A 20,573-nucleotide genomic window follows, 5' to 3' on the forward strand; every position below is an offset into this window, starting at 1 on the left:
TGCTAGTAACGTCAGCGTTTTACAACTCCACCGGAAATGGTTCCGGTGTGTTTATTTAGAAGCCAGCAATGGCTGATATGGGATTGTTAATGTCCTCAACTACTACCGATATTCTTGGCGGCGAAAGCTTTGCCGACCTGTTTGCAGAAAGCGTAAAAAGCCAAGACCTGAAAGCTGGCGAAGTTATTTCTGCTGAAGTTCTGCGTATCGACCACAACTACGTGTTGGTTAACGCTGGCCTGAAATCTGAATCTCTGATTCCTCTGGAAGAGTTCCTGAACGATCAGGGCGAACTGGAAGTTGAACCAGGCGATTTCGTTTCTGTTGCTATCGATTCCTTTGAAAACGGCTACGGCGACACAATTCTGTCCCGCGACCGCGCTAAACGCCTGTCCGCATGGCTGGCTTTGGAACAAGCTTTGGAATCCGGCGAACTGGTAAACGGTACGGTAACTGGCAAGGTCAAGGGTGGTATGACAGTAATGACCAACGGTATCCGTGCTTTCTTGCCCGGTTCTTTGGTTGATCTGCGTCCAGTAAAAGACACCACTCCTTACGAAGGCAAAACCTTCGAATTCAAAGTGATCAAGCTGGATCGTAAACGCAACAACGTTGTGTTGTCTCGTCGTGCAGTGCTGGAAGCAAGCATGGGCGAAGAGCGTCAAAAACTGCTGGAAACCCTGACCGAAGGCGTAGTGGTCAAGGGTATCGTGAAGAACATCACCGATTACGGTGCGTTCGTGGATCTGGGCGGTATCGACGGTCTGTTGCACATCACAGATATGGCATGGCGCCGTGTTCGTCACCCATCCGAAGTTCTGCAGGTTGGTGAAGAAATCGAAGCTAAAGTGCTGAAATTTGACCAAGAGCGCAGCCGCGTTTCCTTGGGCGTTAAACAGCTGGGCGAAGATCCTTGGATCGGTCTGGCACGTCGCTACCCACAAGGTACACGTCTGTTCGGTAAAGTAACTAACTTGACCGACTACGGTGCATTCGTTGAAGTAGAAGACGGTATCGAAGGTCTGGTACACGTATCCGAAATGGATTGGACCAACAAAAACGTTGATCCTCGCAAAGTGGTTACACTGGGCGACGAAGTTGAAGTTATGGTTCTGGATATCGACGAAGACCGCCGTCGTATCTCTTTGGGTATGAAACAGTGCCGTCCTAACCCATGGGAAGAGTTCGCAGTGAACTTCAAACGTGGCGATAAAGTACGTGGCGCAATCAAATCCATCACTGACTTCGGCGTGTTCGTTGGTCTGGACGGTGGTATTGATGGTCTGGTTCACTTGTCCGATCTGTCCTGGACAGACACAGGTGAAGAAGCTGTTCGCAACTTCAAGAAAGGCGAAGAAGTTGACGCCGTTGTGCTGGGTATCGACACCGAGAAAGAGCGTATCTCTCTGGGTATCAAACAGTTGGAAGGCGACCCATTCAACAACTACGTTGCTACAAACGATAAAGGCGCTGTAGTAAGCGGTGTAGTGAAATCCGTAGAAGCCAAAGGCGCTGTGGTTACACTGTCCGTTGACGTTGAAGGTTACCTGCGTGCTTCCGAGCTGGCAGCTGGTCGTGTTGAAGATGCAACAACCGTGCTGAAAGAAGGCGAGGAAATCGAGGCAATGATCCTGAACGTGGATCGTAAAGCTCGTAGCATCCAATTGTCCGTGAAAGCACGTGATAACGCTGATACCGCTGACAACATGCAGCGCATTTCCGAAGCTAGCGCTTCTTCGGGGACGACTAACCTGGGTGCTCTGCTGCGTGCCAAACTGGATCAGCAGCAGCGCGACGACGGTTAATCAGCGTGACTAAGTCGGAACTGATAACACTGCTGGCCAACCGCTATCCGCAGTTGGCTCAGCGTGATATGGATCTCGCGGTCAAAACCATGCTAGATGCAATGACCCAAGCCTTGGCGAACGGTCAACGCATCGAAATACGTGGTTTTGGTAGTTTCTCGTTATCTACGCGTTCTCCTCGTGTAGGACGTAACCCTCGCTCCGGTGAGCAAGTGTTGGTACCTGCTAAGCAGGTTCCTCACTTCAAAGCAGGAAAAGAGTTGCGTGAACGTGTAGATGCAGCGTATCTGGAAGAGCTAAAGCGCTCTGAGGCTTCATCAGAAAGCTAACGAGATAAGCACGGCAAGATCTGCTAGTCCGTCTGAAAAAACAGGCCCTCATCGTAGGGCCTGTTTTGCGTATGGGCGTAGAAGCGAATTTCAAATTACAATGGTTTCTTGCCAATAAAGTGGAGTCATGACATGCGCTATCTAGTCTGGGTATTGCGTCTGCTGGTTTTTGTCATCGTGTTGTTGTTTGCACTTAAAAATACCGAGCCTGTAGATGTGCACTTTTTTGCCAACTATATGATTACGGACGTCCCCCTTGTGGTGGTAATGCTGACGGCCTTAATCGTAGGGTTGTTCATCGGTGTACTGTTGATGGTGCTGGCGATACTGCGTAAGCGTCGTGAAGTAGCCAAGTTAAAACAGGAAATTGTGCGTTTAGAGCGTCAGCAACGTCAGCCTATAGTGGCTGAACGTAATGAAGTTGCTGATGTGGTTACGCCTCTGTAAGTAGCATAAGGAGTTGGATGCGTGGATTTTGAACCGTGGTGGCTCATAATATTTCCTGTGCTATTTGCACTGGGTTGGCTGGCAGCACGTTTTGATTTTAGACAACTGCTGTCTGAGTCAAAAAATTTGCCGAATTCGTATTTTAAAGGCCTGAACTTTCTACTGAATGAGCAGCCTGATCGTGCGATTGATGCATTTGTTGAAGTAGCCAAATTAGACCCTGAAACTACCGAACTGCACTTTGCGCTAGGTAGCTTATTTAGACGTCGTGGCGAAATCGAGCGCGCCATTCGTGTTCACCAAAGCTTGTTGGCACGTGCAGACCTGCCTCAGAGCGATAAAGATGCGGCGCAATATGAGTTGGCGCAAGATTTCTTTAAAGCTGGCTTGCTAGATAGGGCAGAAGAAGCCTTTAAAGCGGTATTGGATACACGTTTCTCATTGGATGCAGCTCGTGCGCTGATTCGTATTTATGAGTCTGAACACGACTGGCCTAAAGCTATTGCTGCTGTGCATTACTTGCGTACATTGGTGGATGAGCCTGTGCCGCAATTGGTGCATTACCAGTGTGAAGAAGCAGAAACAGCACTGAAGCGACGCGAGCCTAATCTAGAAAAGGCACAGAAAGCCTTGGAAGCGGCAGAACAGGCATCGGAAGAGCTGGGCGAAGAACGCGGTAGTGTGGCTTCCAGAGCCAGAATAGGTATGTTGCAAGGCCATTTAGCGCAAGCTAAGGGTGATTTGCAAGCGCAGCGACGCTACTTGCTAGAAGCCATGAGCATTGCTCCTGAGTATGCGGGTTTAGTGGCAGCACGTTTCATGCAATGTTGCACACAGTTGGGTGTAGCTGCTGAAGGCCTATCTCAGTTGAAGGCACACTATGAATTGCACCCTTCGTTAGATGTGTTCATCGTAGTGTTCAAAGAGTTGCGTGAACAGCAAGGTCATATACGTGCATGGGCGTTCTCGCGTTCGGCCTTGCGCGAACAACCTTTATTGCTAGGGTTGGATCGTATGCTGGAAGCAGAGCTTAAGCATGCAGACCATACATTGCGCGTGCCGGATTATGAGTCCATCCCCCCCGGTGCGGCAGCGGCTGAGGTTGTGGCTGGTGCAGATTTGAGTTTGTTGTACAAAGTCGTACATAAACATGCACAGCGTCTGGATCGCTATTCATGCGATGTGTGTGGCTTTGAAGCACAACATTATTATTGGCAGTGTCCGGGTTGTAACTCTTGGGAAAGCTATGCGCCCAAGCGTCTGGAGGAAATGCGATGACTACTTTTCCAGCAGAAAAAATCCAGCAACTAAAAGTACTGGTGATTGGCGACGTGATGCTGGACCGCTATTGGTTTGGGGACGTAGATAGAATCTCTCCCGAAGCGCCAGTGCCTGTAGTCAAAATGGGACGCCAAGACGATAGATTAGGCGGTGCGGCAAACGTTGCGCGTAATGTGGCCGCCCTTGGTGCTCACGTAACGTTGTTGGGTGTGGTGGGTGATGATGCCACCGCTGATGCCGTAGAGCAGCGCGCTCAAGAAGCAGGTATCAGCACGCAAATGGTGCGTGATGCAGAGATGCCCACGACATTGAAACTACGCGTGTTGGGACGCCAGCAGCAGTTGATGCGTGTGGACTTTGAAGAGCGTCCGTCTACGGCGAGTTTGGCAGTATTGCAGCAGCAAGCAGAAAGCCTTATCGCTGAACACGATCTAGTGATTCTGTCCGATTACGCTAAAGGCTGTTTGGCACAGGTAGAGTCGCTCATAGCCTTGGCTAGAAAGCGTGGGATACCCGTATTGGTAGACCCTAAAGGTGACAAGTACACGCGCTATACCGGCGCCACTATTTTGACGCCTAATCGTTTGGAAATGTCTCAAGCGGTGGGTGTGTGGCATAGCGAGGCTGAATTAGAAGAACGTGCGCAAGCACTGCGTCAGGCGTTGAGCTTAGAAGCCATCCTGATCACGCGATCAGAGCAGGGCATGACCATTTTCACAGCAGAAGGGCGTTTTCACGCTGATGCTCAAGCGCAAGAGGTGTTTGATGTGTCGGGTGCAGGCGATACCGTATTGGCGACGCTTGCCGTCACTAAAGCAGCAGGATTATCGTGGAGCGATGCCATGAACTGGGCAAATATTGCCGGTGGCATCGTAGTAGGTAAGTTAGGCACATCCATTGTGACCGCAGGAGAATTGCAATGATCGTAGTAACAGGCGGAGCTGGTTTTATCGGAAGCAATCTGGTAGCTGGCCTCAATAAGCAAGGGGTTAGCGATATCCTGGTAGTGGATGATTTGCTAAATGGCGATAAGTTCGTCAATTTGGTGGACTTATCTATTGCTGATTACATGCACAAAGACGAGTTCCGTGAGCGTGTCGCTAAAGATCAGTTAGGTAATATCGAAGCGATCTTCCACCAAGGTGCGTGTTCGGATACTACCGAGCGTAATGGCCATTACATGATGGATAACAACTACCGCGTTACCTTGGAGTTGTTCGAGTACTGTCAGAAAAAACGCATTCCTTTCTTGTATGCCTCGTCCGCCGCCGTGTATGGTGCGGGCCCAGTATATGCCGAAGCGCCAGAAAATGAAGGCCCATTGAATGTATACGGCTATTCCAAACTGCTGTTTGACCAAGTGCTGCGCCGTCGCTTTGATAGCTTGGTAGCGCCTGTTGTTGGGTTGCGTTATTTCAACGTGTATGGCCCACGTGAGCAGCACAAAGGTCGTATGTCATCGGTGGCGTTGCACAACATGAAGCAATACCAAACAGATGGCTTGGTGCGCTTGTTTGGTGGTTGGGATGGTTACGCAGATGGCGGCCAACAACGTGACTTCATCTTCATTGATGACGTGGTGAACGTGAATCTGCATTTCTTGAAGCAACCGTTGTCTGCCTCGGGTATTTATAACTGCGGTACAGGCAGAGCGCAGCCCTTTAACGATGTAGCGATGGCTGTGGTGAATACCATGCGTGAGTCTGAAGGTAAAGAGGCGTTATCGCTGGCTGACTTAGTGCATCAAGGCCTGATCCGTTATGTAGAGTTCCCGGACGACTTGAAAGGGCGCTACCAAAGCCATACGCAGGCTGATTTAACAGCATTGCGTGGTGTTGGTTATCAAGCTGAATTTGCCACCGTAGGCGAAGGTGTGTCAGCGTACGTTAGACACGAACTCAGTAAAAAATCCTAGTCCTTAGGTAAGGTTGCGCATGGGCAAAGCCAGTCAGTCAATGCCCTAGTCGCGCAGCCATCCCGCATCATCAAAGCTCCTTTATCTCTTAGGAGTTTTGATGATGACTTCCTTAGCAATATCCCCCCGCTTTTCCTCACTGTGTAGCGCCGTTTCTCGTGGTGCTATAGCGCTATTGCTGTGCCTGAGTTTATGGGGCTTCAGTGCGTTGGCGTGGGCCGTGAACGTGAACACTGCGACAGACGAACAGCTACAACAAATCAAAGGCATTGGGCCTAAGACTGCCGCTTTGATTATGGAAGAGCGTGAGCGTGGTGGCCCATTTGTAGACTTTCAAGACTTACAAGAGCGCGTCAAAGGTATTGGTGCCAAACGTGCTCAGTCGTTAGAGCAGGGTGGCTTAACGGTACAAGGTAGTGAGAGCGCTACACCTGCTACGGCTCGCTAAGTTGGGTAGGCTGAATATAAGGGGGTTAAGGGCAGCGCTTTTATATTCAGCCACAGTAACTTTATTATTCTTTCTACTAATAATGAATTGTTTTTATAGAACTATACGTTCTATACGGAGGGATAGCAGCTGTATATCAGTAGATATTCCGTAATAGAGTAGACAGAACCTTGGTATAGCATTCAAAATGGTCATGATACAAAGAAGTGTTGCCAGCCCAGCCACGAAAACTGTGTAGGTGATGGGCACCCCTTATTTGATTTTGCTGATACTTAGACTATGACTGCTTATCCGACTATTGAAGATACCATTGGCTCAACTCCCCTGGTGCGCTTGCAACGCCTGCATCCAGAACTGACCACAGAGCGTGGGAATGTGATTCTTGCCAAGTTGGAAGGTAATAATCCAGCCGGTTCGGTAAAAGACCGTGCTGCGAGTTCCATGATTCGTCGTGCCGAAGAGCGTGGCCAGATTAAACCCGGTGATACCTTGATCGAAGCCACCAGTGGCAATACCGGTATTGCGTTGGCCATGATCGCGGCGGTTCGTGGTTACAAAATGATCTTGATCATGCCTGATAACCTGTCTGTAGAGCGTAGAGCCTCTATGGCGGCATACGGTGCAGAGCTTATTCTGACCCCTGCATCTGCTGGCGGTATGGAGTATGCGCGTGATTTGGCACTGAAAATGCAAGCCGAAGGCAAGGGCATTGTGTTGGATCAGTTTTCTAACGACGATAACCCTCAGGCGCATATTCATAGCACTGGCCCTGAAATTTGGGCCCAGACAAACGGTCGTGTGACGCACTTTGTGAGTGCTATGGGCACTACCGGTACCATCATGGGTGTGGGTTCTTTCCTGCGCCGCCAGAAACCCGATGTGATGATTGTGGGGGCTCAGCCTGCAGAAGGCGCTTCCATTCCCGGTATTCGTAAATGGCCTGAAGAATACCAGCCTTCTATTTTTGAGGCAGATGGCGTAGATAGATACGAACTGATTGGTCAGAAAGAAGCTGAAGATGCGGCCCGTGCCTTGGCATCGCAAGAAGGCATTTTTGCCGGTATCTCTACGGGTGGCGCGTTGGTCGCTGCCCTACGTGTGGCTGCTCAGGTAGAAAATGCGACTATCGTATTTATTGCTTGCGATAGAGGCGACCGTTACCTGTCTACAGGTGTGTTTAACGGTTAAGTGCTGTGCGTTTGCTGCTACGGCGTAGTTTATTGCACCATATAAAAAATCCCCCAGCGCTTAACTGGGGGATTTTTTTGCCTGAACTCTGCAGGGTTTTAGCACTACGTGATTGGCATAGTAAAGCGGTAGCCCATGCGCTTAGGCAGTAACCGCTTCGCTGTGCATCCAGTGTTGTACGGTGCGTTTTTCTAGCATGTCGCGGAATTGCTGTGTGGAAATGGGTAGTACCGTACCTTTATCCCAATCCAGAATGACACCATAACGTCGCACCGCATCTAACTGATCTATATCCCCAGCTCTATACCATTCTGCGACGTGTTCTGGGTCGGTTCTCATCCAATCCAGTCGGCTGGAGCGCATATGTTCACGTAGTGTGACGGTAGCAGCTTCATCAATGCGGTATTCACAAATCTCTGGGTCTACTGCCTCAATGATGACGCCATAGTCTTTGGCAGCACGAGCAATGGATACGTATTCGTCAATGACATCTTCGAGCACAAGTTTGGGGTCGCGCTCTAACGGATCGCCAAAACCGCCGCCGCCAGCCGTGGGGCGACTGAATTCATCGCCAGAACTCAAGGATACATCGGAAAACACGGAGCCCAACCACTCGGATTCGGCAGCATCCGCCCGCTTGAGGGTTAAGCCGTGTGGCATAGAGGGCAGGCCGCCATTAATCCCCCAGACGATGGCACGTTCGCGGTCACAAATGTAGGAGATCACCGGGTCTTCTGCATCTTGCATGATGGATGTCTTACGCACCCCTACGCCGCCACGCCATTTCCCCGGGCCAGCTGAGTCCGTGAGGATTTGGAACTCAGTAGTCAGAATGGGGTTAGCGCGCTCTTGCCCCTCTACGGGTTGCGACATTAAGCCTACCCCAAACGATGCTGTGGTGACGTTGCTGCCATCCTTACCGTTGCGTCCGCCCCAGCCGCCAGGTAGCCAGTCGTAGAACATGAAAATGGGCTTGTCTGGGCTGCGTGCATCTTTACCGCCAGTCAGCAGGTATTCCAAGTTAAAGGCGCAGGCGGTAGCGCGTTCTGGCATGATTTGCGACCAAATTTCGTAGATCGCATTCATGATCTTTTCAAACGGCATCAAGAAGCCCGTGACGGCCACCGGCCAGCGTGCATTCACAATACTGTCTTCGGGGGCGATCACATCAAACACACGGTAAAAACCGCTGTTCAAGGGCAGATCTGGGAAGAAAGTTTTCATCCCAGCGGCGACAGCCGAGAAGGTAGAGCCAAAGGCAGAGTTATAAATAGAACCGATGGTAGGGTGGCTGCCAGTAAAGTCGTAGGTGGCGCGATCGCCCTTGATGGTGAGTTTCACCTTAATAGGAATCATGCCTTCACCAGAGATGGGGTCTCTGTCGATGAAGTCTTGTGTTTCCCACTCACCATCGGGTAGTGCTGCCAAGCGCTGGCGTACCGCACGTTCCACGTAATCTTGTACAGCGCCCATGCCTTCCAAAACGGTGTCTACGCCGTATTTTTCACTTAAGCGTATGATTTCGCGTTCGCATACTTGGGTGGCTTGGGATTGTGCATGAATATCACCAATGATAGAGGCAGGATCTCGTGTATTGGAGGCAATGAGGTGTGCCACATCACGGCAGAACACGCCTTTGTGAAAGAGGCGTACCGGCGTGATGCGCATCCCCTCTTTGAACATGTCTTTGGCGGTGACGTCAAACGAGCCAGGTACGCTACCGCCTAAGTCTGACCAGTGGCCATTAGATTGGCTAAAGCCCAGCAAAGTATCACCTGAGAATATAGGGCGTATTAAGCGCACATCGTTAAAGTGGGTGCCGCCAGCGTAAGGGTCATTGATGGCGTAGACGTCGCCGGGGTGTATATCGCCTTCAAAGGCTTCAATCACGGCTTTGCAGGTGAAATGCAGGGTCCCCACGTGCACGGCAATGTCCTGATTACCTTGGGCAACGGAGTTTCCTTGCGCGTCATGCAGACCGCTAGAAAAGTCCCGGTTATAAATCACAAACGAGTAGCAGGTACGCAGAATTTGCTCTGCCATCTGGTCTACGCTGGTAATGAAGGAGTTTTTCAACACCTCAAAGGTGACGGGGTCCAACGAGGTGGATGTGGTTGCAGTAGTCATGATTCTTCTGCCTTTTAGAAACGGATAATGATGTTCAGATAGTTGTCGATGTCAGCACGGCATTGCGGTGGCACGACGACGGTGGAATCCAACTGTTCGATCACGGCAGGACCTTGCAGCGTGAAACCAGCAGGCAAGTCGGTGCGTTCGTACACAGGGGTATGGCAAGCGCCAAATTTGGAGAACCACACTTCTCTATGGCTGGCAGGAGTGGGAATGACACCAGTGGGTTCGTGGCGCGGTAGCTCTGCTTGAGCGACCAAACCTACCGCTTTGAGGTTCAGGCGAAACACACTCACAGGCGCATCCATGCGGCGGTAGTTGTATTCACGTTCGTGTTCTTGGTGGAAGATTTCAATCAAGCTATCCAGTGTTTTCACGGGGCGGGGTGTGGGAATCGCCAGCGAACGCCATTGGCCTTGATACATCATGTCAATGGTGCGCTCCAGCACCATGTTTTCTTCTTGTACGCCTTCGTGAGACAGGTGCGAGATGGCTTCTGCTTCTAGGCGTTGGAAGGCCGCTTCTAGTTCGGCTATATCCACCTCAGAGGCTTGCTTGATATAGCTTTCAGCAAAGTCGTGTTGAATATTGACGAGCAGGCAACCCAGGGCTGAGGCCACGCCGGGGTTTGGCGGCACAATCACAGCAGGAATGGAAAGCTCTTGGGCAATGGCTACGCCGTGTAGAGCACCTGCACCGCCAAAAGATACCAACGCAAAGTCACGAGGGTCATAGCCTCGGCTAATAGATAGCAGGCGTACCGCGTCAGCCATGTTGGCGTTGGCAACATCGATAATGGCTTGGGCAGCATCGTGCAGTTCTAGCTTGAAGGGTTCAGCCACACCTTGTTTAACGGCTTCATGGGCGAGAGAGGCATTCAGAGTGACTTGGCCACCTGCCAACCTCGTTCCTAATCTACCCAGTACGACGTTGGCGTCAGTGTTGGTAGGCTGCATGTTGCCGTTACCGTAGCAGGCCGGGCCGGGGTTTGCGCCCGCAGATTGTGGGCCATTTCGCAAAGAGCCTGCCTCATCCTGCCACGCTAGTGAACCACCACCCGCACCAATGGTCAGTACTTCAATACTGGCAAAACGAATGGGGTAGCCAAACTCGATAAACCAGTCATTGGTGATACGCGATTGGCCGTCATAGGCGAGGGAGACATCGGTAGAGGTGCCGCCCATATCCAGACCAATGGAGTTTCTAAACCCACACAGCATAGCAATGTGGCGACTGGCAATCGCACCTGCCGCAATACCGGAGCCTGCTAAGCGTGCAGAAAAGTGCTCAACCGCTTCGGTAGTCATTACGCCGCCACCGCTGTGCAGCAATAATAGGTCGCTTTCATAGCCACGGTGCTTGAGTTCTTGCCCTAAGCGTTTGGTGTAATCCACCACCACTGGACTGCAGGCAGCATTGATCACGGTGGTAGAGAAGCGTTCGTGCTCAAAAATCTCAGGCATTACCTCAGAGGACAACGAAATCGCGACGTCAGGCATTTCTGCTCGCAGAATGTCGCGCATTTCTTGTTCGTGCTGTGGGTTCATGTAGGCATTCATAAAGCAGATCGCTACGGCCTTGACTTCACGACGGCGTAGGGTGCGAGCGACTTGCTTAGCTTGCTCTACATCTAAGGCTGTCACGACTTTGCCTTGTGCGTCTATACGTTCAGCCACGCAGAGTCGGTCGCGGCGTTTCACATGGGGTGGGGCTACATCTTTGTAAATATCCCAGAGGTCTTCTTTATTCGCTCTACGTATTTCAATGACGTCTCTGAAGCCTTCGGTGCAGATCATGGCGGTGCGAGGTAAGCGTCGCGTAATTAATGCATTGGTCGCTACCGTAGTACCGTGGGAAAATAGTGATACTTGGTTCAGATCTACTTTGCTTTTATCAACGGCATTCAAAATGCCTTCAATGGGGTCTACGGTAGAAGAGGTTTTTTCAATACTGATGCGTCCGGTGTGTTCATCCATGACGCAGATATCCGTGAAAGTACCGCCTACATCGACGGCGACGCGAGTGTTTTTCATAGTGTGCTCCAAATGTTTGGCATGCAAAAATCCCTGCCTCGTTAAAACAAGGCAAAAAATTCGGTAGGGTGTGCAGGTAGTGTGAGGCGTTCTACGGTGTGTAGAGGCGGTAAGACTACCTACAGAGGTGGCAGGCCAGTGTTAGCGGTCTACCTGAAAGTGATGGTCCTGATGTTGGTTGAGGCGCGCACGGTATTGGCTACGTGCTTCGCTAGGCGATAACCCAAAGTGGTTTTTATAAAGTTGACTAAATGCAGCGGGACTACTGAAGCCCCACTCATAGGCGATTTCCGCAATGCTCTTGGTGTGGGCGTGCTGCTGCAGAGAGGCATCACTAAACAGTAAGCGCTGCTCTTGTACCCAACTGCTGACGGATTGGCCTCGCATTTGGAACAGCATGTGCAGATAGCGCAGTGAAATCCCACAGGCGCTGGCAATGTCTTGAGGGCGTAAGGGCTGTTGTATGTGGTCGCGTATGTACTTTTCAGCACGGTAGAGGTGGGCGGTTTGTACCGAAGTAAGCCCAGACTGCATGGGGGAGTGATCCAGTACGGCTAAGGCCAGTAAGTCCACCAAATGACTGCCTATGGTGTGGCGCGCAGCTTGATCCATATGGTCAAGTCTGGTGGAGACCATGCGTACCATTTCAGTCATGAGTTCGCCAGCCCCTTGGCTAGCATCGAATGCAAGAGACACCAAGCGTTCGGGTAGCCCAACCTTAGAACGTAATAAGGGGGCGGGGATCTTCATGACCCATAGTCTATTGGGTTGGGTATAGCTAAATTGGTAGGGTAGGTGGCTGCGTTGCAAGATAAAACTACCCGGATTACAGCCTACATCTCTACCGTTTTGGCTGAAATCGATACTGTCATGGTCGGGAATGGTGACCAGATAGCTTTCTTCGCTTTCTGCCTGTTCTAGGTGTTGGCTATTACGTTGATACAGCAGGCCATCAGACTCCAACTTGGATAGGGAAATAAGCCCTAGATCCCATGAGTTCAGAGCACCCGCAAAGCGTGATTCCGCTTTGAACGTGAGCGCTAACGGAAAATAGGTTTCCGTGACGACTTTTTCCCAGTAGCGCTTGCGGCTCTGAGGTGCTTCATTGGTGGTGCAATGGCTGATATTCACCATGAATTCCTCCTGTTCGGCGGCTACCTGTATGGTGCCTAAGGGTCTCCATAAACTGCTTTTTGTTTTTTATCATTCTATGAGTCATATCAAGCGCTTACAAGCTATGGAGTTTAGTGCCAGTGCATAAAAACATGGTGCTATATGCAATCTAGGGTAAGTGCGTAGATAAAAAGGCTGCCGTAGTGTGCCAGAAGTACATAAAAAAAACAGCCCACTCCAAACGGAGGTGGGCTGGTCAAAGGGACGGTGAAACGAGTAAAGCTTAGTGGGTGTTCTGGGCATCCCAGCGAGCAATAAGATCACGCTCTTCTGGTGTCATTTGTGTCAGGTTACCCAACGGCATGTATTGGTTGGACACGACTTTTTTGATGTCAGCAGCGTGCAAAAGCGTTTGCTCTTCGCTATCCATTTGCATACCCAGTGGCGGTGCGGCAAAACCAAACTGCTTGTCAGGTGTGGCAGCATGGCACTGAATACAGCGAGCTTCCATGATGTCCTGTACCTGGGCAATAGTGATGGTTTCTTCTGCACTGCTTACTTCTGTTGCTGGTTGAGATTTAGGAGCACCAATCCACACAATCACCAAGATCAGCAATACACCAGCGATGGGGTACATAGGCTTATTATGGCCAGCATGCATCAACACAAAGTACTGACGGATCAGGGCGCCTGCAAAAATGAACAGGGTCATGATGATCCACGCGTACTCGTTGTTGTACGTGAAGGAGTAGTGGTTGCTCAGCATCAGCAGCAACACAGGCAGCGTGAAGTAGGTGTTGTGCACCGAACGCTGTTTACCGCGCTTGCCATCGAGTGGATTAGGGGTTTGACCGGCTTTTAGCGCTGCTACCATGCGACGTTGCCCTGGGATAATCCAGAAGAACACGTTGGCAGACATACTGGTAGCCATTACAGCACCTGTAATCAGGAAGGCGGCACGACCAGAGAAAATATGTGTGCTTAAGTACGCCACCACAACCATCATGACGGCAACGGCAACACTCAGTAGGCCATCACGCTCCATGTTGGGGCTAATGCGCTTACACAGTTCGTTGTAGACCACCCAGCCTGCAATCAGGAACAGGATCGCCACAATGTTTACTTCTGTACCGCTCAAGTTAGCGGCCCATTCCCACGGACTGGATGGGTTCACCAAGTAGAACGTAGGTTTGGTCAGGTACAGCAAGGCGAATAGGGCAAAGCCAGACAGCCAAGTGGTGTACGACTTCCAGAATGACCAGTGCAGATCAGAGGGTAGTTCTGCAGGGCTGGTTAGGTATTTTTGGCTGTGGTAGAAACCGCCGCCGTGTACGGCCCACATTTCTCCAAACACACCGCTTTTCTTAGCAGTTTCACTTTTAGGTGGACGTAGACCGTTGTCTAGCATCACAAAGTAGATGGACTCACCAATCCATGCTACTGCGGCAATAACGTGCAGCCAACGCAATAATAGGTTGGCGAAATCTAGCAAATACGCTTCCATGTAAACCTCTCTTTGTTTGTCGCTTACTGAGTATCAGAGCAGGTATGGATTAGCTGCCACGGTAGGTGGACCATGACCATGGGGTCACGACCAGCGGTACGTGGTAGCTGCCACCGTCTTCAGCGATGCCAAAGTGAATGGATACTTGGTCTACAAAACGAGGGGAGGGGAGTGCTACGCCGCGTGCAGCAAAGTAGTCACCAGCATGAAAGACCAATTCGTATTGGCCTTTGGCTACCTCTTGATCCTGTAGTAGAGGTTCGCCACATCGACCGTCACTGTTTGTTTGTACGCTTTTGATCAGTGAGCGTGTGCCGTTTTCATGGCGGTATAGGTCAATTTTGACGTGCTGGGCTGGACAGCCGTGCATCGTATCCAGTACGTGGGTAGATAGTTTTCCCATGGTGTCTCCGGTTTTTTTGGATATATAAGAAAAATATAAGTCCAGCGAGCCCAGTTTGGGAAACCGGCCGTGGGGCAAGCGGTGCAAGGATCAGTGCGCTGGGTTCCGCCCCATGAAAATAAATTGTCGACAATTTATGTTGACGATTTTGAAAGCATCTCTAATAATTGTCAAGGTTAATCACTGGGAAATTTTATGCTTCAGCTGTCATCCACTCCTTCTACTCCCGCTGTGGATGTTGAAGCACCTTCGGCCTCTTCGCTCTTAGGCGGCAAGCGCCATGAGTCGGAAACGGGGCGTATCTACAATGAAATTTTTGATGCAGTGATGGATAGACGGCTGCTGCCTGGTACGAAATTAACCGAGGCTAAGCTGTGTGAGATTTTCTCTTGTTCACGTACAGTGATTCGTGCGGTGTTGGCTGAGCTGGCTCACGACAAGATTGTCAGCTTGGAAACCAACAGGGGGGCATTTGTGTGGCAGCCCGATCCCAAAGAAACACGTGAGGTGTTTGAGCTGCGCCGTGACATGGAATGCTTGATTATCGACAAGCTACTGCGTTTTCCTGACTTGGAGCAAAAGCTGCAAGGCTTGTATGGGATGGTGCGACGAGAGCAGTCGTCGTATAACGCCGGGCAGCGTATTAGTTGGATACGGTTATCCAATGCTTTTCACGTGGAAATGGCGCGTTTGTTGGGCAATGACGTACTGACAGAATTGATGCATATGTTGTGCGCAAGAACATCGTTGATTATTGCCTATCACGACAAACCCGGTGAGCAAGCGTGCTCTTTCTTTGAGCACGAAGAGATTTTGAACCTGCTGTGTCAGCGCGACCGAGAGGGGGCGCTGCATGCCATGCAGCATCACTTATTGGCATGCGAACAGCGTATGAATGAAGAACAGGCACCGGCCAAGCAAGATCCTTGGCAGGCATTTGGTGCTACACGTTTATAAAACTTGGAGACAGTAAATGACCATGACTTCCGAATACCCTCGCGATTTACGCGGCTATGGACGCGATGTGCCCCATGCAAACTGGCCGGGTAAAGCACGCATTGCGGTGCAATTTGTGCTGAATTACGAAGAGGGGGGCGAAAACTGCGTGTTGCACGGCGATCCAGCTTCGGAGCAGTTTTTATCGGAAATTGTGGGGGCGGCAGCCTACCCTGATCGTCATAAGTCCATGGAGTCCATTTACGAGTACGGTTCCCGTGCTGGGGTATGGCGCATTCTTAAAGAGTTTGAGCGTCGTGGTATGCCCATGACGATTTTTGGGGTGGGTATGGCGTTAGAGCGCCACCCTGAAGTAGCACAGGCTTTTGTGGATGCAGGTCACGAGATCGCGTGTCACGGCTACCGTTGGATTCACTACCAAGACAAACCTGAGGCGCTAGAACGCGAGCACATGCAGCGTTGCGTGGAAATCATCACTCAGCTCACCGGTAAACACCCTGCAGGTTGGTATACCGGTCGCGATAGCCCTAACACACGTCGTTTGGTGGCCGAGGAAGGTCAGTTCTTGTACGACTCTGACAACTATGGCGATGATCTGCCTTTCTGGGACGAAGTGCGTCTGCAAGACGGTAGTATTCATCCTCAGTTGATCGTGCCGTATACCTTAGATACTAACGATATGCGCTTTGCAACGCCGCAGGGTTTTAATACTGGTGATGACTTCTTCCATTTCCTGCGTGATGCCTTTGATGTGTTGTACGAAGAAGGTGAAGAGACACCAAAAATGCTCTCCATAGGCTTGCACTGCCGACTGATTGGTCGTCCATCACGCTTCCGTGGTTTGCAACGTTTCTTGGATCACGTGCAAAAACATGATCGTGTGTGGGTGGCAACACGCGAAGAGATTGCTCGTCATTGGGTGCAAACACATCCTTATAAAGCCTAACGTTAATACGGCTTAGCTGTATATTTATGGCGGCGCTCACGGTGTTTAGTGAGCGCCGCTTTGCGGTGAGAACCCCACATCTTTCCCGCATTTGTTAGGCGTAGTGCGTGCTCTTACTTATAATGAGTGGTTAACTGTATTTTTTTGTAGCGATCAATGAAGACATCCGAAATTCGCCAGAAGTTTCTCTCATTTTTTGAGGGGCGGGGCCATCAGGTCGTGCCGTCTTCCTCACTGGTCCCTGGAAACGACCCTACGCTGCTGTTTACGAACGCAGGTATGGTTCAGTTCAAGGACGTATTTACCGGTAAGGAAACGCGGCCTTATAAGCGTGCGGTCTCCTCGCAGCGCTGTGTGCGCGCGGGCGGCAAACATAATGACTTGGAAAACGTAGGCTATACGGCTCGTCACCACACATTCTTTGAAATGTTGGGTAACTTCAGCTTCGGTGACTACTTCAAACGCGATGCAATCCTGAATGCATGGGAATTACTAACATCCGTCTATGGTTTGCCCGCTGAGAAATTGTGGGTCACGGTGTACCACGAAGACGATGAAGCCTATGGCATCTGGCAAAATGAAGTAGGTGTGCCTGCCGAACGTATTATTCGTATCGGTGATAACAAAGGCGCACGCTACGCGTCAGATAACTTCTGGCAAATGGCTGACACAGGTCCATGTGGTCCCTGTTCAGAAATTTTCTTCGATCACGGTCCAGAAGTATGGGGTGGGCCTCCAGGGTCCCCAGAAGAAGACGGTGATCGTTATATCGAAGTCTGGAACTTGGTGTTCATGCAGTTTGATCGCTCCGCCGATGGCGTGATGCATCCGCTGCCTAGCCCATGTGTAGATACTGGTATGGGTTTGGAGCGTATTGCTGCTGTGCTACAGCACGTACACTCCAACTACGACATCGATTTGTTTCAAGCCTTGATCGCTGGTGCATCCCGTGAAACGGGGTGTGCAGATTTAGGTAACAACTCACTGAAAGTGATTGCTGATCACATTCGTGCCTGCAGTTTCTTGATTGTGGATGGTGTGATCCCCGGCAACGAAGGCCGTGGTTACGTGCTGCGTCGTATTATTCGCCGCGCTTTGCGTCATGGTCATAAACTGGGCCAAACACGTCCATTCTTCTACAAACTGGTGGGTGATTTGGTTGCGCAAATGGGCGTGGCCTATCCTGAACTGGTTGCTCAGCAAGCGCGTATAGAGCAAGTGCTTAAACAAGAAGAAGAGCGTTTTGGTGAAACACTGGAACACGGCCTGAAAATTCTGGAAGGTGCGTTGCAGCAGTTGGGCGACAGCAAAGTCTTGGATGGACAAACCTTGTTCACGCTGTACGACACCTACGGCTTCCCGGTAGACCTTACGGCGGATATTTGTCGCGAACGCGAAGTAGACGTAGATCAAGAAGGTTTTGAGGTCGCGATGCAACGTCAGCGCGAGCAAGCGCGTGCAGCAGGTAAATTTAAAGCAGCCGCTGAGCTGGTTTACGATGGTGCAGCAACTCAGTTTGAGGGCTATGATCACCTGCAAACCCAAGCTAAGGTCTTAGCGCTGTACGTGGATGGCTTGTCGGTTGAGTCCGTGAAAGCGGGTCAGCAAGCTGTGGTGGTTTTGGATACCACACCGTTTTATGCAGAGTCCGGTGGTCAGGTTGGCGATACGGGTGTGTTGCACAACGCTGAAAGCCACTTCGTTGTACACGATACGCAGAAAATTCAATCCCAAGTTTTCGGTCACCAAGGTGTGCTGGAAAGTGGTGAGTTGCGTGTGGGTAACAGCTTGCACGCACAAGTAGATGTAGCGAAACGCGAAGCAACGATTCGCAATCACTCGGCTACGCACTTGATGCACAAAGCCCTGCGCGAAGTGCTGGGTGGTCATGTGCAGCAGCGTGGTTCGCTGGTTGATGCACAAAAAACACGTTTTGACTTCGCACACGATGCTGCCATGACGGCTGAGCAAATCGCTGCGGTTGAAGCTATCGTGAACCGCGAGGTTCTGCAGAATAGTCCAGTTGCTGCGCAATTGATGGCCTTTGATGACGCTGTAGAAGGCGGTGCGATGGCACTGTTCGGTGAAAAATACGGCGACGAAGTGCGCGTATTAGACATTGGTTTCTCCAGAGAGCTGTGCGGTGGTACGCACGTATCTCGCACTGGCGACATTGGCTTGTTCAAAATCGTTTCAGAAAGCGGTGTGGCGGCTGGTGTACGCCGTGTTGAAGCCATCACTGGTTTAAATTCGTTGGCGTGGGTACAAGGCATTAATGGTTTGTTGAGCCAAGCTTCAGCAGCCTTGCGTAGTACCCCTGAAGACATCACTACACGTATTACATCGTTGCAATCGCAGCTTAAAGATGTAGAGCGTGAACGTGATCAGTTGAAAGATAAGTTGGCTAGCTCGGCTGGTCAGGACTTGGCACAACAAGCGGTAGAACTAGCGGACGGTGTAAAACTGCTGGTGGCTGACCTGCCGGGTGTTGAAGCTAAGTCGCTGCGTAACTTGGTAGACCAACTGAAAGACAAGCTGCAATCTGCGGTGGTGGTATTGAGCACCAGCGAAGATGGCAAGATCAGCTTGGTTGCCGGTGTAACGAAAGCGCTGAGCGCTACCGTTAAGGCTGGTGATGTTGTTGGTCATATCGCCCAGCAGGTGGGTGGTAAAGGTGGCGGTCGTCCTGATATGGCGATGGGTGGCGGCTCTGATATAGCCGCTTTGCCGCAAGCTCTGGCTTCGGTGCAAGCCTGGGTGGAAGCGAAGTTATGAGTAGCCAGGAAATAGGAAGCGTAGCCCTAGAGGTAGACGCTTCCGGCCTGAAATGCCCGCTGCCTATACTGCGGGCAAAAAAGGCATTAGCACAAATTCAAAGTGGTGAAGTTTTAAAAGTCATCACTACGGATACCCATGCACTGACTGATTTTCAGGCTTTTGCAACACAAACTGGCAACCTCTTGCTTAAACAAGAGGAAGCTGGGGAAACGTTGGTGCATTATTTACAGCGGCGCTGATCACAAAGCGCTGGATGTTGTTTTTGGTTGGGTTTATAATTGTTTTTTGCGGCCAAACGTATCGTTTGGGTCCGTATGATGATAAACTCTTTTGTTTTACACTTTTACTAACAGAAAAAGGAATTATCAATGGTGGTAATTCGCTTGGCCCGTGGTGGCTCCAAAAAGCGTCCGTTTTATACCGTAGTAGCCGCCAATCGTAGCGATCGCCGCGACGGCCGCTTTATTGAGCGTCTGGGCTTCTACAACCCCGTCGGTGGTGAAGGTCAGGAAAACCTGCGCCTGCAATTGGATCGTATCGAATACTGGACAACAAACGGTGCACAATTGTCGCCTTCCGTTAGCCGTCTGGTTAAAGAATACGCTAAAACCGTTAGCAGCGCAGTTTAATCAAACTGTCGCTGGTATCCATCTATAGCCTACGCAATGTCAGTTATTCCTGATGATCTAGTTGAGCTGGGTCGAGTAGTATCTGCTTATGGTGTGCGAGGCTGGGTGAAAATCCAACCTTATGCTGTAGATGGCGATACCTTGCTTACCGCAAAACGGTGGTGGCTGAAAACGCCTGTTTCTCCTGCTCACGGCGGAGGCGCAGGCGTTTCTGCGTCCTATACACCTTTTACGGTGCAACAAGCAAAATGGCATAGCGGTACGGTAGTCGCGCTTTTTAAAGGCTTCGATGACCGTAATCAATCCGAGCCGCTAAAAGCGCATACGGTATGGGTATCACGTGCTGATTTCCCCGCTGCCGACGAAGAAGAATTCTATTGGGTGGATCTTATAGATTGCCTGCTATATGGCGAAGAAGAGGGTGGTCAATCAGCCTTTTTGGGTCGTGTGGTGCAAGTGCTAGATAACGGTGCTCATGCAGTACTGGAAGTCGAGCAGGGCAGTTTAGATGATGCTCAGCAGTTTACACCTGTGCTTTCTGCTAAAGGAAAGCGACAGACTATTCTGGTACCTTTTGTCAAAGAGTGTGTGCACACAGTTGATTTGGCCGCTAAACGGTTAGATAGCAACTGGCCAGTTGGATTCTAAACCTGCTGGTGGCAGGTGC

Annotated in this window: 19 protein-coding genes; 14 read left to right on the forward strand and 5 right to left on the reverse strand. The window is 50.7% G+C overall.

Annotated features, from left to right (window positions below; all coding sequences use genetic code 11):
• Positions 1-89: 89 nt before the first annotated feature.
• The 8 genes from rpsA to cysM all read left to right on the forward strand — a co-directional run bounded on the left by rpsA (position 90) and on the right by cysM (position 7,413).
• Entirely contained in the window at positions 90-1,805 is a 1,716-nt protein-coding gene (gene rpsA, locus ACLPHM_RS00945; RefSeq protein WP_168246826.1) for a 30S ribosomal protein S1, read from the forward strand.
• A gap of 5 nt (positions 1,806-1,810) precedes the next feature.
• Complete coding sequence (locus ACLPHM_RS00950) at positions 1,811-2,134, forward strand: integration host factor subunit beta (RefSeq protein WP_135862988.1); 324 nt, start codon at positions 1,811-1,813, stop codon at positions 2,132-2,134.
• A gap of 132 nt (positions 2,135-2,266) precedes the next feature.
• Positions 2,267-2,581 carry a LapA family protein gene (locus tag ACLPHM_RS00955; protein ID WP_430219413.1) on the forward strand — a complete coding sequence of 105 codons (315 nt, stop codon included), beginning with the start codon at positions 2,267-2,269 and terminating at the stop codon, positions 2,579-2,581.
• Positions 2,582-2,602: 21 nt separating this feature from the next.
• Positions 2,603-3,859 (forward strand): lipopolysaccharide assembly protein LapB, encoded by a 1,257-nt coding sequence (gene lapB / locus ACLPHM_RS00960; RefSeq protein ID WP_430219414.1) that lies wholly within the window; start codon positions 2,603-2,605, stop codon positions 3,857-3,859.
• Positions 3,856-4,785, forward strand: coding sequence for a D-glycero-beta-D-manno-heptose-7-phosphate kinase (gene rfaE1 / locus ACLPHM_RS00965; protein WP_430219415.1), 930 nt, complete (start codon positions 3,856-3,858; stop codon positions 4,783-4,785). The genes lapB and rfaE1 overlap by 4 nt, the downstream gene beginning before the upstream one ends.
• Entirely contained in the window at positions 4,782-5,777 is a 996-nt protein-coding gene (rfaD, locus tag ACLPHM_RS00970) for an ADP-glyceromanno-heptose 6-epimerase (RefSeq protein WP_430219416.1), read from the forward strand. Before rfaE1 ends, rfaD begins: the two co-directional genes overlap by 4 nt.
• Before the next feature lie 100 nt (positions 5,778-5,877).
• Positions 5,878-6,225, forward strand: a complete 348-nt coding sequence (locus ACLPHM_RS00975; RefSeq protein WP_430219417.1) for a ComEA family DNA-binding protein — start codon at positions 5,878-5,880, stop codon at positions 6,223-6,225.
• 279 nt (positions 6,226-6,504) lie between these two features.
• On the forward strand, positions 6,505-7,413 hold the full coding sequence (gene cysM / locus ACLPHM_RS00980) for a cysteine synthase CysM (RefSeq protein WP_135862998.1): 909 nt from the start codon (positions 6,505-6,507) through the stop codon (positions 7,411-7,413).
• Positions 7,414-7,554: 141 nt separating this feature from the next.
• Here the strand turns inward: cysM and ACLPHM_RS00985 are convergent, their stop codons facing one another.
• The 5 genes from ACLPHM_RS00985 to uraH form a co-directional block, all read right to left on the reverse strand.
• Positions 7,555-9,540, reverse strand: a complete 1,986-nt coding sequence (locus ACLPHM_RS00985; protein ID WP_430219418.1) for a hydantoinase B/oxoprolinase family protein — start codon at positions 9,538-9,540, stop codon at positions 7,555-7,557.
• 14 nt (positions 9,541-9,554) lie between these two features.
• The gene (locus tag ACLPHM_RS00990; RefSeq protein ID WP_430219419.1) at positions 9,555-11,576 is read right to left on the reverse strand and encodes a hydantoinase/oxoprolinase family protein; all 2,022 of its coding nucleotides are present in this window, start codon (positions 11,574-11,576) and stop codon (positions 9,555-9,557) included.
• 141 nt (positions 11,577-11,717) lie between these two features.
• A complete protein-coding gene (locus ACLPHM_RS00995; RefSeq protein ID WP_430219420.1) occupies positions 11,718-12,710 on the reverse strand; it encodes an AraC-like ligand-binding domain-containing protein in 993 nt (330 codons plus the stop codon).
• Between the two features lie 262 nt (positions 12,711-12,972).
• On the reverse strand, positions 12,973-14,193 hold the full coding sequence (locus ACLPHM_RS01000; RefSeq protein ID WP_430219421.1) for a urate hydroxylase PuuD: 1,221 nt from the start codon (positions 14,191-14,193) through the stop codon (positions 12,973-12,975).
• A 49-nt stretch (positions 14,194-14,242) separates the two neighbouring features.
• Positions 14,243-14,596, reverse strand: coding sequence for a hydroxyisourate hydrolase (uraH, locus tag ACLPHM_RS01005; protein WP_430219422.1), 354 nt, complete (start codon positions 14,594-14,596; stop codon positions 14,243-14,245).
• A 195-nt stretch (positions 14,597-14,791) separates the two neighbouring features.
• Here uraH and ACLPHM_RS01010 point away from each other — a divergent pair, with 195 nt between their 5' ends.
• The 6 genes from ACLPHM_RS01010 (at position 14,792) to rimM (ending at position 20,554) form a co-directional block, all read left to right on the forward strand.
• Positions 14,792-15,553 carry a GntR family transcriptional regulator gene (locus ACLPHM_RS01010; RefSeq protein WP_430219423.1) on the forward strand — a complete coding sequence of 254 codons (762 nt, stop codon included), beginning with the start codon at positions 14,792-14,794 and terminating at the stop codon, positions 15,551-15,553.
• A 16-nt stretch (positions 15,554-15,569) separates the two neighbouring features.
• Positions 15,570-16,499 carry an allantoinase PuuE gene (puuE, locus tag ACLPHM_RS01015; protein WP_430219424.1) on the forward strand — a complete coding sequence of 310 codons (930 nt, stop codon included), beginning with the start codon at positions 15,570-15,572 and terminating at the stop codon, positions 16,497-16,499.
• A 156-nt stretch (positions 16,500-16,655) separates the two neighbouring features.
• Complete coding sequence (gene alaS / locus ACLPHM_RS01020) at positions 16,656-19,274, forward strand: alanine--tRNA ligase (RefSeq protein WP_430219425.1); 2,619 nt, start codon at positions 16,656-16,658, stop codon at positions 19,272-19,274.
• Entirely contained in the window at positions 19,271-19,516 is a 246-nt protein-coding gene (locus tag ACLPHM_RS01025; RefSeq protein WP_430219426.1) for a sulfurtransferase TusA family protein, read from the forward strand. The genes alaS and ACLPHM_RS01025 overlap by 4 nt, the downstream gene beginning before the upstream one ends.
• A gap of 129 nt (positions 19,517-19,645) precedes the next feature.
• Positions 19,646-19,906 carry a 30S ribosomal protein S16 gene (gene rpsP / locus ACLPHM_RS01030; protein WP_135862012.1) on the forward strand — a complete coding sequence of 87 codons (261 nt, stop codon included), beginning with the start codon at positions 19,646-19,648 and terminating at the stop codon, positions 19,904-19,906.
• A gap of 36 nt (positions 19,907-19,942) precedes the next feature.
• On the forward strand, positions 19,943-20,554 hold the full coding sequence (gene rimM, locus ACLPHM_RS01035; protein ID WP_430219427.1) for a ribosome maturation factor RimM: 612 nt from the start codon (positions 19,943-19,945) through the stop codon (positions 20,552-20,554).
• Positions 20,555-20,573 lie beyond the last annotated feature (19 nt).

The organism is Paenalcaligenes sp. Me131 (assembly GCF_050487225.1).
Classification (GTDB): domain Bacteria; phylum Pseudomonadota; class Gammaproteobacteria; order Burkholderiales; family Burkholderiaceae_B; genus Paenalcaligenes.